Source organism: Streptomyces sp. NBC_00887, assembly GCF_045207585.1.
In genome coordinates, this window is record NZ_CP108788.1 from 6,300,388 (window position 1) to 6,316,086 (window position 15,699).

Sequence of the window (15,699 nt, forward strand, 5' to 3'; positions counted from 1 at the left end):
CACACGCGTCCGGGACGGCGGCCCCCCGTCAGTCCTGTGTCTGCTGCCCGGACTGCTGCAGGACCGGGAAGCTCCCCGTGTTCGTCGGCGCGTGTTCGGGCAGCCACAGCACGGCGACGGCCCCGCCCGCACCTTGCGCCGCCCCGGCGGGCGCCGCGTTGCGGAAGGTCAGCCGGGCGCCGAGGACCCGCGCCTGTCCGGCGGCGATCGTCAGGCCCAGCCCGTGCCCGCGGCCGGCCCGGTCACTGCTGCCGGTACGGAACCGGCTCGGCCCGTCCCGCAGCAGCGCCTCCGGGAAACCGGGCCCGTGATCGCGGACCCGCAGGACCCTGCCCTCGACGGTGACCTCGACCGGGCCCGCCCCGTGCTTGGCGGCGTTCCCCAGCAGATTGCCCAGGATGCGTTCCAGCCGCCGCGGATCCGTGGACACCCAGGACTCGTGCACCACCTGGACCGTGATCCCCGGATCCAGCAGGGCGACCCGGCGGCTCACGAACTCGCCGAGCGGCAGTTCCTGCAGCTCGGCCCGTTCAGAGGCGCTGTCCAGCCGGGCAACCTCCAGCACGTCCTCGACCAGGGTCCGCATCGCCTGGGCCCGGTCCCGTACGAGCTCGGTCGGGCGACCCGGCGGCAGCAGTTCGGCTGCCGTGAGCAGTCCCGTCACCGGGGTGCGCAGCTCATGGGCGATGTCCGCCGTGACCCGGCGTTCCGCTTCGATCCGTTCGTTCAGGGCGTCCGTGAGGGCGTCGACCGCGCGGGCCAGTTCATCGGTCTCGTCCCGTACGACGCCGCCGACCGCCTCCCGTACCCGTACATCCGTGTTGCCCTGGGCCACCTTGCCCGCCGCTGCCGCGGCCTTGCGCAGTCTGCGTGAGAGCTGGCCGCCGATGAGCACCCCCAGGGCGCACCCGCCGAAGACGACCGAGACGGAGCCGATGACGAGGGCGCGGTCGAGGTCGCCCATGATCGTGGCGTTGCGATCGGCGAAGCGGGTGTGCAGCGAGAGGACGTCACCGTTGGCCAGCGGTACGGCGGCCCAGACGTCCGGTACTCCTCCCGCGTACTCGTCGACGTGGGTGGCGCGCCGGTTGTTCCGGACCTGGTCCCGCAGGCTGGAGGGCATCGCGGGGTCGTTGAGTTTGGCGCCGAACTTGGGCGACGGCTTCTGTGTGTTCGACGCCTCGTACAGCCGCTGGGCGAACAGCAGCCGTTCCAGCTGTACCTCGCGGGCGTTCTCCAGCATCGAGACGCGCGCGGCGTTGTGGACGACGAGACTCAGGGCCACCGCGATGAGCGCGCCGACAGCGGCGATCGCGATGCTGATCTTCCAGCGGACACCGGTCCGCAGAGCGAGCCGCTTCATGCGCGGAACTTGTAGCCGAAGCCGCGGACCGTCTCGATCCTGTCCTGCCCGATCTTGGTGCGCAGCCGCTGCACATGGACGTCCACGACCCGTGTGTCGCCGCCCCAGCCGTAGTCCCAGACCCGCTCCAGGAGCTTGTCCCGGGACAGCACGGTGCCGGGCGCGGAGGAGAACTCCAGCAGCAGCCGCATCTCGGTCGGCGTCAGGCCCACCTGCGCGCCGCCTCGGCGTACTTCCATGCCTTCGGTGTCGATCTCCAGATCACCGAAGACCAGCGCCCCGCCCGTGCCGTGCGACGGCTCGGCAGCCGTTGCGCCGCCCAGTCCGCCCGAGGCGTGGCCGAACCGGCGCAGTACGGCGCGGATCCGGGCGACCAGCACCGCCCCGTCGAAGGGTTTGGTGACGTAGTCGTCGGCCCCGGCCTCCAGGCCGAGGACCACATCGATCGAGTCGGCCCGCGCGGACAGCATGATCACGGGCACGGTCGACTCGTCGCGGATGCGGCGGCACAGGCTCACCCCGTCCAGCCCCGGCACCATCACATCGAGCAGCGCGATGTCCGGCCGGTCCGCCCGGAAGGCCTCCAGGCCCAGCAGACCGTCGGGCATCGCGGTGACCGTGAATCCGACCCGCTCCAGTGCGAGCTGGGTGGCCTCGCGGATGACGTCGTCGTCCTCGACGAACAGGACATGGGTCTCGGCCATGCGGGCTCTCAGTTCTGCGTCGTCGGCGGGGCGGGAAGTTCTCCGTCCCCGTTGCCGACGGCCCGGTTGAAGTCGTTGTGCACCCGGTCGGTCTCGGTGAACCGGCCGGCCGACCAGCGGTAGGTGATCACGTCCTCGCCCGACGGGTAGGCGACCGCGTCCTTCGAGCCGTACACCTGGGTCGTCACCACCAGGTCACCGCGGTCGATGGTGCCGTAGACCGCGGGTATCTCGGCGGAGAAGACGTTCTCGTACGTACCGTCCGGGCGCTGCCGGTAGACGTAGGTGCCGACCCCCACCGAATCGCCGCAGGTCATCACGTTGACCACGACGTCGGGTGCGGGACCGTCGGTGAGCGAGCCGTACGAGGTGTCCACCGGGTACTCGTCACCGGTGCAGGGCCTCAGATCGCTGCTGATCCGCCGGCTCACCTCGGGGTCGCGCTTGACCAGCCGCACGGCGTCGACCGGTGCGGCGGCCTTCGCCGTGCCGGTGGGCAGCACGTTCGAGGGCGTCACCTGAGCCACCGGTTGGGTGCCCGCGGGCCCTTCGTCCCGCGTGCCCGTGCCGCCGGTGGAACAGCCGGCGCAGAACAGCCCGAAGGCGGCGAGCCCGGCCATGGCCGTACCTCCCGCCGCCAGACCGGCCCGGAGCCCATGGCCCCGGCCGGCCGCCGTACCGCTGCCTGTCAGGCCGCGCACCGCTCCCGCCCCCGCTCGTCATGACGCCTGTCCGGCTGCGCCGGTATCCGCACCGGTGTTCCCTCGGCCTCGCGGCTCCGGGCGGCCCGGTCCTCCAGCTCCTGGCGCAGTCTGGCCAGGGCGCGGTGCAGCGTGCTCTTCACCGTACCGGCCGACATGCCGAGCGCCGCGGCCGTCTCCTCGGTGCTCATCTGCTCCCAGTGTCGCAGTACGACGACGCTGCGCTGCTTGGGAGCCAGGACACCCAGGACGTCGATGAGCAGAGCACGGTCGGCACGCTGCTCGGAACCGTCTTCGACGCTCGCGTCGGGGAGCTGCTCGGTGGGCACCTCGTCGAGCTTCCGGGCCCGCCACCACTCCGTACGCGTATTGATCATGACGCGGCGCAGATAGGCGTCGGCGAGCGACTTGTCGGCGATCCCGTCCCACCGGCCGAGGGTGCGGACCAGGGCGGTCTGCAGCAGGTCCTGCGCATCCACCGGGTCCGGAACCAGCCGGCGGGCACTGCGCAGCAGTGCGTCCTGCCTGGTGCGCACGTACTCCTCGAATTCGAGCACCTCGCCCTGCGCCATAACAACCGCCTCCGTCCCCGTGAATCCCCGTGGTACCGCTGGTCAGCAGGTCATCCCGTTCGCTGACGTCGCAGACGCTACGGAGGCGTTGTCACGAGGGTGTGCGGAGGAGCCGTACGCGGACGCACGGCTGTCCATCGGTTGTGTAACAGCCGCTGGACAGCCCGGTCCGCCGGTGGGGGTCAGGTCAGGGGCAGCCGGTACTGGCCGCCCGGCAGGGGTTCGACGAGTCCGTCGGCGACGAGTCCGTCGAGGGCCCGCGCGCGCTGCACCGGTTCCTCCCACACCGCGTCCAGCGCGGACTGCGGCACAGGCGTCACCGCCTCACGCAGAACGGCGAGCAGCCGGCCCCGTACCTGCCGGTCCGTACCGGCGTAGGTCTGCCCGCGGCGTGGCGGTCCCTGGTGCGCGGGCTTGCCGGCCAGCCGCCAGGCGCACTGTCCGGCGATCGGGCAGCGCGTGCAGTCCTCGTTCTTCGCGGTGCACACGAGTGCGCCGAGTTCCATCGTGGCCGCGGCCCAGCGGGCCGCGCGCTCGTCCTCCTCGGGGAGCAGTGCGCGGGCGAGCTTGCGCTCGGCCGCCGTGGTCGCGTTCGGCGGGTACTGGATGCCGGAGGCAACGCGGGCGAACACCCGGCGGACGTTCGTGTCGAGCACGGCATGACGCTGCCCGTACGCGAACGAGGCCACGGCCGCAGCCGTGTACTCGCCGATCCCGGGCAGCGCGAGCAGCTGGTTGTGCTCGCTGGGTACGTCGCCGCCATGGCGTTCCGTTATCGCCTGCGCGGCCCCGTGCAGGCGCAGGGCACGTCGCGGGTAGCCGAGCCGGCCCCAGGCGCGGACCGCTTCACCCGGCGCGTCGGCGGCCAGGTCGGCGGGGCGCGGCCAGCGGGCCATCCATTGCTCGTACACCGGGAGGACCCGGTTCACGGGAGTCTGCTGCAGCATGAACTCGCTCACCATCACACCCCAGGCGCCCGCTTCGGGGCGGCGCCAGGGCAGATCGCGGGCGTGCTGCTCGAACCACCCGATGACGGGGGTGTGGAGGGAGGCGGGGGGCGTGTGTGTCGAAGTCGTGGCAGTCATCGCACCTACGATCCTGGCACGGAAGGCAGGACATGGGGCACGGCCACGGGGGTGTCGGCCCGGCCGAGGGCTCAGGGAGTGATAACGCCACCCGTTCTGACCCTTCTCGTCCTTCCGGAGCCTTCGTGGACGTCCCTGGATGCTTCCGCGCGGCACAAAGTGGCCGGAAGTGGCCGGGAAACGGCCCCTGCGTGATGATGATCCGGAAAACTTGAGGATCAGAGCGGCGGGTGGGGCCGGAGTCGGCCTGGATCTCTCGTACAGTTTGCGCCGTGGGATCTATGCGCAATCCGGTCGGGCCGCTTCCCTCCAGCATCTACTGGCGGCGGAGGGCAGTTGCGGCGATGGTGATCGCGCTGCTCGCGGCACTGGTCGCATGGGCCGTCACCTCGGGTGGCGGCGGCGGGACGAAGGACGACGCGAAGCCCGGCGACTCGGATCCGGCCCCTTCCATCACCCCGGGACCCTCCGGATCAGGACCGGCAATCAGCCAACAGCCGGGCGGACGCGACGAGTCGGACTCCGGTGGGAGCGGGGACGGTGCCGCCGACGCGGGCTCCGACGGAAGCAACGGTGACGGCGGCACGGGTGGCGACGCCGGATCGGGCGCGGGCGGGTCCGACGGCTCGGCGGCGGCCGGCACGGGAACGGACGGCGGCGGGACCACGGGCGAACAGGTGCCGGCCGGCTCCTCGCTACCCAACTGTGCACCCTCCGTGCTGCAGTTGAGTCTCCGTACGGAGAACAGCTACGGCCCCGACGACAAGCCCAGGTTCCGGCTGACCGCCAAGAACACCTCCAGCAGCGACTGCAAGGCCGACTTCGGGCCGAAGAGCGCGGTGCTCACCGTCACCGAGGCCGGCGGCAACGACGAACAGGTGTGGTCCTCCAAGGACTGCCCGTCGGGCGGCGCGGTGTTCCTGAAGGTCCCGGCAGGGGCGACCGTCGTTCACACCGTGGAATGGGACCGGAAGAAGAGCGCGCCCCTGTGCGCGACTCCGCCCCCCGGCAAGGCCGCCCCCGGTACGTATCTGCTCGAGGCGAAGGCGCCGGGCGAGCCGCTGCAGCGCGCCTCGTTCGTCCTCGCCAAGGACTGACGCCAGGACCGGTGCCCGTCCGGCAGGGAACGGATCGGGCCACCCCGGCCGCCCGGTCCGGGTGACCGCTCCGCGCGCCTGGGGTCCGACTGCCTCGGGCTCCCGTACGTTCGGGTCCGAACTAGACGTACCGCTCCAGGATCGAGGACTCCGCCAGTCGCGAGAGCCCTTCCCGTACGCTCCGGGCCCGCGCCTCGCCGACCCCGTCCACCGCCTGGAGGTCGTCGACGCTCGCGGCGAGCAGCTTCTGCAGGCCGCCGAAGTGCTCCACCAGCCGCTCGATGATCGCCCCCGGCAGCCGCGGCACCTTCGCCAGCAGCCTGAAGCCCCGCGGCGAGACCGCGGAGTCCAGCGTCTCGGGCGAACCGCTGTAGCCCAGCGCCCGCGCCACCACCGGAAGTTCGAGCAGCTCCGTGTGCGAGAGCGCGTCCAGCTCGGTCAGCGCCTCCGCGACCGTACGGGACCGCTTCGCGGTCGGTTCGGGCACGTAGTCCCGTACGACCAGCTCCCGCTCGGGTTCCACGCCCGCGATCAACTCGTCCAGCTGGAGCGACAGGAGCCTGCCGTCGGTGCCCAGCTCCACCACGTACTCGGCGATCTCGGTGGCGATCCTGCGCACCATTTCCAGCCGCTGCGCGACCGCCGTCACGTCCCGGACGGTCACCAGGTCCTCGATCTCCAGCGCGGAGAGCGTCCCGGCGACCTCGTCGAGCCGGAGCTTGTACCGCTCCAGCGTGGCGAGCGCCTGGTTGGCACGGGACAGGATCGCGGAGGACTCCTCCAGGACCCTTCGCTCCCCGTCCACGTACAGCGCGATGAGGTGCATCGACTGGGAGACCGAGACGACCGGGTACACGCACGCTTTGGAGACCCGGTCCGCCGTGCGGTGGCGGGTGCCGGTCTCCTCGGTGGGGATGGAGGCGTCCGGGACCAGCTGTACTCCGGCCCGAAGGATCTTGGTCATGTCCTTGTCGAGGATCAGGGCGCCGTCCAGCTTGGCCAGCTCGCGCAGCCGCGTCGCGGTGAACTCGACATCCAGCACGAACCCACCGGTACACATGGATTCGACGGTTTTGTCCATGCCGAGGACGATCAGCCCGCCGGTGTTGCCACGGAGAATGCGCTCCAGGCCGTCCCGCAGGGCCATACCGGGCGCCACTGCGCTCAACGAGGCGCGCATCAGCGCCTCGTTGCCGGTGCCTTGGCCGGACTTTCCGGGCGATGCTGCCCGGTCGTTGGCTGCCACTGCACTCCTCCGGTCACGGGTTTGCGGTGCCCTTGCGTCCCTCATGCCGTTCGTACGGGCGGGCGAGACCAGGGCAAAGTCTACCGGCGTGCGCCGTCCTCCTGTGGTCCGTCCGAGCGAGACCTGCGCGGAAGGACTCTCAGAGCATCACCCATGTCGGCGACTTCCGTGACCTTCATACCGGCGGGGACCTGCCCCGGGTCCCTCGGGACCAGGGCGTGCTTGAACCCGAGACGGTACGCCTCGGCGAGCCTGCGCTGGACCCCCGTAACCCTTCTGACCTCCCCGGCGAGGCCCACTTCGCCGATCGCGACGAGGTTCTTCGGGAGGGGGGTGTCGCTCGCAGCGCTGGCCAGGGCCAGCGCGATCGCGAGGTCCGCGGCGGGCTCGGTGAGCTTCACGCCGCCGACCGTCGCGCTGTAGATGTCACGCTTGCCGAGTGCGCTGATTCTGCCGCGCTGCTCGAGAACCGCCAGCATCATCGAGACGCGGGAGGTCTCCAGGCCCGAGGTCGTGCGCCGGGGCGAGGGGATCTGCGAATCGACGGTCAGCGCCTGGACCTCCGCGACGAGAGGGCGCTTGCCCTCCAGGGTGACGGTCAGGCAGGTGCCGGGAACCGGCTCGTCGCGCCGGGTGAGGAAGAGGCCGGAAGGATCGGCGAGTCCGGTGATGCCCTCGTCGTGCAGCTCGAAGCAGCCGACCTCGTCCGTGGCCCCGTACCTGTTCTTGACGCCCCGTACCAGACGGAGGCGGGCGTGCCGGTCGCCCTCGAAGGACAGCACGACATCGACGAGGTGCTCCAGGAGCCGCGGCCCCGCGATCGCGCCGTCCTTGGTGACATGGCCGACCAGGAGCGTCGACATGCCGCGCTCCTTCGAGGCCCGGATGAGGGCGCCCGCGACCTCTCGGACCTGCGCCATGCCGCCGGGTGCGCCCTCGATCTCCGGCGAGGCGACGGTCTGTACGGAGTCGAGGACGAGGAGGGACGGCTTGACCGCGTCCAGATGGCCGAGAACAGCCGACAGGTCGGTCTCCGCAGCCAGGTACAGGTGGTCGTTGATCGCCCTGATCCGGTCGGCCCGCATCCGCACCTGGCTCGCGGACTCCTCCGCCGTGACGTACAGCGTGCGGTGTTCGTCGCTCGCGGCCTTCGCCGCCACGTCCAGCAGCAGCGTCGACTTCCCGACGCCCGGTTCGCCCGCGAGCAGCACGACGGCCCCCGGCACGAGCCCGCCTCCGAGCACCCGGTCCAGCTCACTCACCCCGGTCGAGCGCGCCGTGGCCTGGCGGCTGTCGACCTGCCCGATGGGCACGGCGGCGGTGGAGACGCGGCCCGCGGCCGTGGTGCGCACGGCAGGGGCGCCGCCGAACTCCTCGACCGTCCCCCAGGCCTGGCATTCGGGGCAGCGGCCGAGCCACTTGGCGGTCGTCCAGCCGCATTCGGTGCAGCGGTAGGACGGCCGGTCCTTCGCGGATTTCGTACGGGCAGCCATGGCGTCACCGTATAGGGGTGGTCCGACAGTGCCGACCAGCCGACCGGAGTCACGGGTGACGAACATGTGCGCGATGCGGTATTTCCATCGGAATACGGGATTACCGTCCCCTTTGGGGGGATACATTCACCCGTAAGGATTAAATGTGCGGAAGGGGCGCCAAGGGCGCACCTTCGTCTGCCTACGGTCGCCAGGTGACGAGCAGCAGGCTGGAGACACCCGTACACACCACCGGCGCACCCCGGGCGCACCGCCGCGGGCCCCGCCCGGCGGCGCAGCGAACGGCCGCACGTTACGAGCCGTATCTCGACGGCCTGTTCACCTACTGCCTCTCCGTGCTGTGCGACCACGAGGCGGCCACCGAGGCGCTCGGCGGCGTCCTCGCGATCGCGGAGCGTCAGGAGGGCCGGTGTCCCGCGACCGAGGAGGAACGTAAATCCTGGCTGTACGCCCTGGCCAGGTGGATGTGCCTGCGCACGCTCACGGAGCAGAAGCGGGGCCGCCAGGCCCACCGCCGGAGGGCCACCCAGCCGCCCCCGTCACCCGCCTCCGGCACCACCCCGGAGGAAGCGGTCGCCCCGGGTCACGCGGAGTCCCCCGCCACCGAAGCACGCCGGCGTGAACTCGCCCAGCTCGCCTGGCCGGAGGCCGCGGGCACCACCCCCGAACAGCGCGAGGCGCTGGAGCTCGCCGTTCGTCACCGGCTCACCCCGCGGGCGGTGGCCGCCGTCCTCGGCCTGGAACCCGCGACCGCCCGGGAGCTCCTGGCCGCCGCGGCCTGCGAGGTGGAGCGCACCCGCGCCGCACTCGCGGTCGTCGAGACGGGGAACTGCCCCACCGTCGCCCGGCTCACCGGCACCCACCGGGTCCTGCTCTCCGCGGCCCTGCGCCGCGAGCTCGTCCGGCACGTCGACGACTGTCCCCGGTGCCGCGGCGCCGCCGAACGGGCGGGGGCCGCAGGACCGTGGCCCGGCGCGACCGTCGTCCCGGCCACCGCGCTGACGGTCCTGGAGGCGCCGCGCCCCTCGGTGCGCGTCGCCCTGGTCCACGCGAGGCGGTCCCGGTCGGGCACCCCGCGCTTCGGCCGGACGGGCTTCCCCCTCGACCCGAAGGACCATGCCGCGCGCCGGGACCGGCTGCGTGCCCGGGTCGTGACGACGACGGTCGTGGCGACGGTCGTCGCCGCCCCGGTCATCGCCCTGTGGGCCGCCTACCGGGGCGCACCGCTGACCGGCGAGGGCCGCGACGGTTCCTCGGTGACCGCGACGGAGGTGGACGGGGGAGCCGGGCTCGAAGGCGATCCGTACGACCACTACGAGAACGCGGGCAACGCCCGTCCCGACGCCGACGGCCGTTTCACCGACGCGGGCCGGAGGCCGGACGTCTCGGCCGAGGTGATCAGTGCCGGCGGCGGCAGGCACGGACCCGGGGCGCTCAGGGTCGCGGCCCGTTCGTCCGGCGGCCGTACGACGATCACCCTGACCGCGACCGGCACCGAAGCCGTCGCCTGGTCGGCCCGGGCGGACGTGCCGTGGCTGTACCTCAGCCGCTCCTCCGGCACGATCGCTCCGGGCCGGAGCGTCACCGTCCACGCCCTCGTGAACCACGCGGCGGAACCGGCGGGAGCGTGGAGCGCGCGCATCGTGCTCGCCCCGTCGGGTGCCGTGGTCGCGATCAACGGGTACGGTGCCACGGTGCCGCCACCGGGAAGCCCGGACCCGGATCCGCCCTCCGGCTCCCCCGAGCCGTCGCCGTCCTCGCCGTCGCCCGACCCGACCCCGGACCCCACGGATCCGACGCCCGGCCCTTCGGATCCGACCCCGGACCCCACGGACTCCCCGGATCCGACGCCGCCCGCCACCGACCCTCCGTCGCCCACACCCGGCCCGTCCGGTGCGACCACGGACCCGGGGGGCAGTCCCGAGCCGACGGACTGACGGACAGCACACGGCCCGGTGGGCGGCGGAACGTTTGTCCTCCGCGCATCGGGCCGCGATCACCGCAGGCCGGAGCCGCGCGGCCGGATCACGCGCCTCCGGGGCGGATCGGCCGGATCAGACCCCGATCAGACCGGATCAGCCGGATGCGGTGCCATCGGCAGCAGCGACGACAGCCGCTCCTCGCACAGCTCGACCAGCCGCTCGTACGCCTGCTCGCCCATCAGCTCGACGAGCTCCGGACGGTAGGTCACGTAGACCGGATCCCCGGCCCCGTGCGCCGACGTCGCCGAGGTGCACCACCAGTGCAGATCGTGGCCGCCCGGCCCCCAGCCCCGACGGTCGTACTCCCCGATCGAGACCTGGAGCACGCGCGTGTCGTCGGGCCGGTCGATCCAGTCGTAGGTACGCCGGACCGGCAGCTGCCAGCACACGTCGGGCTTCGTCTCCAGCGGCTCCTTGCCCTCCCGCAGCGCCAGGATGTGCAGCGAGCAGCCCGCGCCGCCCGCGAACCCGGGACGGTTCTGGAAGATGCAGGAGCCCTCCCAGCGCCGCGTCTGGCGTTCGCCGTCCTCGTCGACGCCGACCCAGCCCGACTCCGTGCCGACGTCGTGGAACTGCCACAGGTCGGGAGTGAGCCGGTCGACGTGACCGGCCACCCGCTTCTCGTCGTCCTCGTCCGAGAAGTGCGCGCCCAGCGTGCAGCACCCGTCGTCCGCACGGCCCGCCTGGATGCCCTGGCAGCCGCTGCCGAAGATGCAGGTCCACCTGGACGTCAGCCAGGTCAGATCGCAACGGAAGACCTGCTCGTCGTCGGCGGGGTCGGGAAACTCGACCCAGGCCCGCGCGAAGTCGAGCCCCTTCTCATCGGGCCCGCCGGGCCCCTTTGCTTCCGGCTGCTGCATCTCCCGCTTCATCTTCTGCTTCTTCGTGACTTTGTCCGGCTTCGCCTTTTTCGTCTTTGGCACGGGCCAAGAGTAAGACCGACCGGAGCAGTAGCGTTCCGGGTATGAGACTCGGAGTCCTCGACGTGGGGTCGAACACGGTTCATCTGCTGGTGGTCGACGCGCACCCCGGCGCCCGCCCGCTGCCCGCACACTCGCACAAGGCGGAGCTGCGGCTGGCCGAACTCCTCGACATGGACGGGGCGATCGGCCCCGAGGGCGTCGACCGGCTCGTGTCGACGGTCACCGACGCGCTGCGGGCCGCCGAGGACAAGGGCTGCGAGGACGTACTCGCGTTCGCCACGTCCGCCGTGCGCGAGGCGAGCAACGCGGACCAGGTACTGGCCCGGGTGCGGGAGGAGACGGGCATCGCCCTCGCCGTACTCAGCGGTGAGGAGGAGGCCCGGCTGACCTTCCTGGCCGCCCGCCGCTGGTTCGGCTGGTCGGCGGGGAAGCTGCTGGTGCTGGACATCGGCGGCGGTTCGCTGGAGGTCGGGTACGGGATGGACGAGGAGCCCGACGCCGCCGTCTCGCTGCCCCTCGGCGCCGGGCGCCTCACCGCGAGCTGGCTGCCCGGGGATCCGCCGGCCGCGACGGACGTACGGATGCTGCGCCGCCACGTCCGGGCAGGCATCGCCCGTACGGTCGGCGAGTTCACCCGGCTGGGCCCGCCGGATCACGTCGTCGGGACCTCCAAGACCTTCAAGCAGCTCGCCAGGATAGCGGGCGCGGCGCGCTCCGCCGAGGGCCTGTACGTACAGCGCGTCCTCACACGCAAGGCGCTGGAGGAGTGGGTGCCGAAGCTGGCGGCGATGACCGTCGAGCAGCGGGGGCACCTGCCCGGGGTGGCCGAGGGGAGAGCGGCACAGCTGCTGGCAGGGGCGCTGGTCGCCGAAGGGGCCATGGACCTGTTCGGGGTCGAGGAGCTGGAGATCTGCCCCTGGGCGCTGCGCGAAGGAGTCATCCTGCGCCGCCTGGACCACCTTCCGACCGGCCAGGTGGCACTCGACTGATCCCCGGCCCGGCGGTCATGGCCCTTCTCACTTTCAGCCGGGGTCCCTCTTGGACGCGCACCGCTGCCCGTACCCTGTCTCCGTGGCAGAACCAGTGGTGCGCATCCCGGATGCGAAGGTCGCCCTGTCGACGGCTTCGGTCTATCCGGAGTCGACGGCGACGGCCTTCGAGATCGCCGCGCGCCTGGGCTACGACGGTGTCGAGGTCATGGTCTGGACCGATCCGGTCAGTCAGGACATCGAGGCGCTGAAGCGGCTGTCGGACTACCACCAGGTCCCGATCCTCGCCGTGCACGCGCCCTGTCTGCTGATCACGCAGCGGGTCTGGTCCACCGACCCGTGGGTCAAGCTCCAGCGGGCCAGAGCGGCGGCGGAGAAGCTCGGTGCGTCGACGGTGGTGGTGCACCCGCCGTTCCGTTGGCAGCGCAACTACGCACGCGACTTCGTCAGCGGAATCTGGCGCATGGCGGACGAGACCGATGTGCGGTTCGCGGTGGAGAACATGTACCCGTGGCGCTACCGGGACCGCGAGATGCTCGCGTACGCCCCCGACTGGGACGTCACCCAGGACGACTACCGGCACTTCACCGTGGACCTCTCTCACACCGCGACCGCACGGACCGACAGCATGGCGATGGTGGACCGGATGGGCGACCGCCTCGCCCACGTCCACCTCGCCGACGGCAAGGGTTCCGCCAAGGACGAGCACCTGGTGCCCGGCCGGGGCGACCAGCCCTGCGCGGAACTGCTGGAGCGCCTCGCCCGTACCGCTTTCGACGGTCACGTCGTCATCGAGGTCAACACGCGCCGCGCCATGTCAGCGGCCGAACGCGAGGCCGACCTCGCGGAGGCGCTCGCCTTCACCCGGCTCCACCTGGCGTCCTCCGCGCAGGCACCCCGCTCATGACTCCGGGCGCGGACGGACCGGCTCCCCGCCGCCGGGGCCGCCCCTCCCGTACGGCGAAGACCGCCGGCCCCGACGCCAGGACGCGGATCCTCGAGGCGGCGCGTGCCGAATTCGCCGAGCGCGGCTACGACAAGGCCTCGATGCGCGGCATCGCCAAGGCGGCGGGCGTCGACGCGGCCCTCGTCCACCACTACTTCGGTACGAAGGACGAGGTCTTCGCGGCGGCCATCGAGGTCTCCTTCGAGCCCGCGCTCGTCATCCCCGAGATCCTCGGCGGCCCCATGGACGGCGTCGGCGAGCGGCTGGCCCGGTACTTCATCGGAGTCTGGGAGAACCCGGTGTCCCGCGCGCCGATGCTGGCGATCCTGCGCTCCGCGCTCACGCACGAGGCGGCCGCGAAGGTCCTGCGCGGCTTCGTGCTGCGACGGCTGCTGGAGCGGATCGCGGGGGACCTGGACGTACCCGACCCGACCTTCCGTGCCGAACTGGCCGCCTCGCACATGATCGGGATCGCGATCCTGCGCTATGTGATCCAGGCGGAGCCACTGGCGTCGGCGGACCCGGAGAAGATCATCGCCATGGTCGCCCCGACGCTCCAGCGCTACCTCACGGGGCAGGACATCCCGTAGGGCGGGGCGGGTGCCGCACCTGCCCGGACACTGGGCACCGCGTCCCGGAATCCGGACTCGCTGTCCAGATCCTGGAGCGGGGCGTACGCTCGGAGACATTCCTTATCTGTCGAAGGAGCGATCGGCGATGCCCCATCTGAGGTCCCGCACTGTCACCCACGGCCGCAACATGGCGGGCGCCCGCGCCCTTATGCGGGCGTCCGGCGTAGCCAGTGAGGACATCGGCAAGCCGATCATCGCGGTCGCCAACTCCTTCACCGAGTTCGTCCCCGGTCACACCCACCTCGCCCCCGTCGGCCGGATCGTCTCCGAGGCGATCCAGGCCGCAGGCGCGGTGCCCCGCGAGTTCAACACGATCGCGGTGGACGACGGCATCGCGATGGGCCACGGCGGCATGCTCTACAGCCTGCCCTCCCGCGACCTCATCGCGGACAGCGTCGAGTACATGGTCGAGGCCCACTGCGCCGACGCGCTGATCTGCATCTCCAACTGCGACAAGATCACCCCCGGCATGCTGATGGCGGCCCTCCGCCTCAACATCCCCACGATCTTCGTCTCCGGCGGCCCGATGGAGGCCGGCAAGGCCACCCTCGTCGACGGCACCGTCCGCAGCCTCGACCTGGTCGACGCGATCTCCGACGCGGTGAACGACAAGATCTCGGACGAGGACATCCTCCGCATCGAGGAGAACGCCTGTCCGACCTGTGGCAGTTGTTCCGGCATGTTCACCGCCAACTCGATGAACTGCCTCGCCGAGGCGATCGGCCTGGCCCTGCCCGGCAACGGCTCGGTCCTCGCCACGCACACCGCCCGCAAGGCGCTGTACGTGGACGCCGGCCGCACGATCGTCGAGATCACCAAGCGCCACTACGAGCAGGACGACGAGACGGTCCTCCCGCGGAACATCGCCTCGCGAGCGGCCTTCGAGAACGCCATGGCCCTGGACATCGCCATGGGCGGCTCCACCAACACGATCCTGCACCTGCTGGCCGCCGCCCAGGAGGCCGAGCTCGACTTCGGCCTCCCGGAGATGGACGCGATCTCGCGCCGCGTGCCCTGCCTCGCGAAGGTCGCGCCGAACGTCGCGCCCGGCGGCACGTACTACATGGAGGACATCCACCGGGCCGGCGGCATCCCCGCCATCCTCGGAGAGCTCTACCGCGGCGGCCTCCTCAACGAGGACGTCCACTCCGTCCACTCCGACTCCCTCGCGGACTGGCTGAAGTCCTGGGACGTGCGGGGCGGCTCCCCGTCCCCCGACGCGATCGAGCTGTGGCACGCGGCCCCCGGCTGCGTCCGCTCCGCGACCGCCTTCTCGCAGTCCGAGCGGTGGGACACCCTCGACCTCGACGCCGAGGGCGGCTGCATCCGATCCGTGGAGCACGCGTACTCGAAGGACGGCGGCCTCGCGGTCCTCAGGGGCAACCTCGCGGTCGACGGATGTGTCGTCAAGACAGCCGGTGTGGACGAATCGATCTGGACCTTCGAGGGCCCGGCCGTGGTCTGCGAGTCCCAGGACGACGCGGTGGACAAGATCCTCCGCAAGGAGATCACGCACGGCGACGTCGTCGTCATCCGCTACGAGGGCCCGCGCGGCGGACCCGGCATGCAGGAGATGCTCTACCCGACGTCGTTCCTGAAGGGGCGCGGCCTCGGCAAGACCTGCGCCCTCGTCACCGACGGCCGCTTCTCCGGCGGTACGTCGGGCCTGTCCATCGGGCACGCCTCGCCGGAGGCGGCGTCCGGCGGCACGATCGCGCTCGTCGAGGACGGCGACCGGATCAGGATCGACATCCCGAACCGTTCGATCGAGCTCCTCGTCCCCGACGCCGAGCTGGCCACCCGCCGAGCGGCCCTGAACGGCGTGTACGCGCCGAAGAACCGCGACCGCAAGGTCTCGGCGGCGCTGCGGGCCTACGCGGCCATGGCGACGAGCGCGGACCGCGGTGCCGTCCGCGACGTCTCCAAGCTCGGCTGACACCACCGCACGGCCGACCCCGCCCCCGGT

At 71.7% G+C, this 15,699-nt stretch carries 14 protein-coding genes; 6 read left to right on the top strand and 8 right to left on the bottom strand.

Going from position 1 to position 15,699, the window contains the following annotated elements; genetic code table 11:
• Positions 1 to 28 precede the first annotated feature (28 nt).
• The 5 genes from cseC to OG844_RS28895 form a co-directional block, all read right to left on the bottom strand.
• Complete coding sequence (cseC, locus tag OG844_RS28875; protein ID WP_406394203.1) at positions 29 to 1,363, bottom strand: two-component system sensor histidine kinase CseC; 1,335 nt, start codon at positions 1,361 to 1,363, stop codon at positions 29 to 31.
• A complete protein-coding gene (gene cseB / locus OG844_RS28880) occupies positions 1,360 to 2,067 on the bottom strand; it encodes a two-component system response regulator CseB (RefSeq protein WP_406394204.1) in 708 nt (235 codons plus the stop codon). Before cseB ends, cseC begins: the two co-directional genes overlap by 4 nt.
• 8 nt (positions 2,068 to 2,075) lie before the next feature.
• On the bottom strand, positions 2,076 to 2,768 hold the full coding sequence (locus tag OG844_RS28885) for a hypothetical protein (RefSeq protein WP_406394205.1): 693 nt from the start codon (positions 2,766 to 2,768) through the stop codon (positions 2,076 to 2,078).
• Positions 2,756 to 3,340: a SigE family RNA polymerase sigma factor gene (locus tag OG844_RS28890; protein WP_406394207.1), complete on the bottom strand. Its 585-nt coding sequence runs from the start codon at positions 3,338 to 3,340 to the stop codon at positions 2,756 to 2,758. Before OG844_RS28890 ends, OG844_RS28885 begins: the two co-directional genes overlap by 13 nt.
• Positions 3,341 to 3,522: 182 nt before the next feature.
• Entirely contained in the window at positions 3,523 to 4,425 is a 903-nt protein-coding gene (locus OG844_RS28895) for an A/G-specific adenine glycosylase (protein WP_406394208.1), read from the bottom strand.
• A gap of 281 nt (positions 4,426 to 4,706) precedes the next feature.
• On the opposite strand from OG844_RS28895, the gene OG844_RS28900 reads away from it, so the two are divergent.
• Complete coding sequence (locus OG844_RS28900) at positions 4,707 to 5,522, top strand: hypothetical protein (protein ID WP_406396292.1); 816 nt, start codon at positions 4,707 to 4,709, stop codon at positions 5,520 to 5,522.
• Between the two features lie 121 nt (positions 5,523 to 5,643).
• Here OG844_RS28900 and disA read toward each other — a convergent pair whose 3' ends face one another.
• Entirely contained in the window at positions 5,644 to 6,768 is a 1,125-nt protein-coding gene (gene disA / locus OG844_RS28905; RefSeq protein ID WP_406394209.1) for a DNA integrity scanning diadenylate cyclase DisA, read from the bottom strand.
• Between the two features lie 80 nt (positions 6,769 to 6,848).
• Positions 6,849 to 8,261: a DNA repair protein RadA gene (gene radA / locus OG844_RS28910; protein ID WP_329209821.1), complete on the bottom strand. Its 1,413-nt coding sequence runs from the start codon at positions 8,259 to 8,261 to the stop codon at positions 6,849 to 6,851.
• 194 nt (positions 8,262 to 8,455) lie between these two features.
• Here radA and OG844_RS28915 point away from each other — a divergent pair, with 194 nt between their 5' ends.
• Complete coding sequence (locus OG844_RS28915) at positions 8,456 to 10,198, top strand: BACON domain-containing protein (RefSeq protein WP_406394211.1); 1,743 nt, start codon at positions 8,456 to 8,458, stop codon at positions 10,196 to 10,198.
• 128 nt (positions 10,199 to 10,326) lie between these two features.
• Here the strand turns inward: OG844_RS28915 and OG844_RS28920 are convergent, their stop codons facing one another.
• Positions 10,327 to 11,166, bottom strand: coding sequence for a hypothetical protein (locus tag OG844_RS28920; RefSeq protein WP_406394212.1), 840 nt, complete (start codon positions 11,164 to 11,166; stop codon positions 10,327 to 10,329).
• Between the two features lie 41 nt (positions 11,167 to 11,207).
• On the opposite strand from OG844_RS28920, the gene OG844_RS28925 reads away from it, so the two are divergent.
• The 4 genes from OG844_RS28925 to ilvD all read left to right on the top strand — a co-directional run bounded on the left by OG844_RS28925 (position 11,208) and on the right by ilvD (position 15,669).
• The gene (locus OG844_RS28925) at positions 11,208 to 12,155 is read left to right on the top strand and encodes a Ppx/GppA phosphatase family protein (protein WP_329209827.1); all 948 of its coding nucleotides are present in this window, start codon (positions 11,208 to 11,210) and stop codon (positions 12,153 to 12,155) included.
• An 82-nt stretch (positions 12,156 to 12,237) separates the two neighbouring features.
• Positions 12,238 to 13,062, top strand: a complete 825-nt coding sequence (locus OG844_RS28930) for a sugar phosphate isomerase/epimerase family protein (RefSeq protein WP_406394214.1) — start codon at positions 12,238 to 12,240, stop codon at positions 13,060 to 13,062.
• Positions 13,059 to 13,691 (top strand): TetR family transcriptional regulator, encoded by a 633-nt coding sequence (locus OG844_RS28935; RefSeq protein ID WP_406394216.1) that lies wholly within the window; start codon positions 13,059 to 13,061, stop codon positions 13,689 to 13,691. Before OG844_RS28930 ends, OG844_RS28935 begins: the two co-directional genes overlap by 4 nt.
• A 127-nt stretch (positions 13,692 to 13,818) precedes the next feature.
• The gene (gene ilvD / locus OG844_RS28940; protein ID WP_406394218.1) at positions 13,819 to 15,669 is read left to right on the top strand and encodes a dihydroxy-acid dehydratase; all 1,851 of its coding nucleotides are present in this window, start codon (positions 13,819 to 13,821) and stop codon (positions 15,667 to 15,669) included.
• The last annotated feature ends 30 nt before the right edge of the window (positions 15,670 to 15,699 follow it).

Bases quoted from the DNA above. Each gene is read 5' to 3' on its own strand.
- cseC (WP_406394203.1), bottom strand. From the start codon at position 1,363: ATGAAGCGGCTCGCTCTGCGGACCGGTGTCCGCTGGAAGATCAGCATC.
- cseB (WP_406394204.1), bottom strand. From the start codon at position 2,067: ATGGCCGAGACCCATGTCCTGTTCGTCGAGGACGACGACGTCATCCGC.
- OG844_RS28890 (WP_406394207.1), bottom strand. From the start codon at position 3,340: ATGGCGCAGGGCGAGGTGCTCGAATTCGAGGAGTACGTGCGCACCAGG.
- OG844_RS28895 (WP_406394208.1), bottom strand. From the start codon at position 4,425: ATGACTGCCACGACTTCGACACACACGCCCCCCGCCTCCCTCCACACC.
- OG844_RS28900 (WP_406396292.1), top strand. From the start codon at position 4,707: ATGCGCAATCCGGTCGGGCCGCTTCCCTCCAGCATCTACTGGCGGCGG.
- radA (WP_329209821.1), bottom strand. From the start codon at position 8,261: ATGGCTGCCCGTACGAAATCCGCGAAGGACCGGCCGTCCTACCGCTGC.
- OG844_RS28925 (WP_329209827.1), top strand. From the start codon at position 11,208: ATGAGACTCGGAGTCCTCGACGTGGGGTCGAACACGGTTCATCTGCTG.
- OG844_RS28935 (WP_406394216.1), top strand. From the start codon at position 13,059: ATGACTCCGGGCGCGGACGGACCGGCTCCCCGCCGCCGGGGCCGCCCC.
- ilvD (WP_406394218.1), top strand. From the start codon at position 13,819: ATGCCCCATCTGAGGTCCCGCACTGTCACCCACGGCCGCAACATGGCG.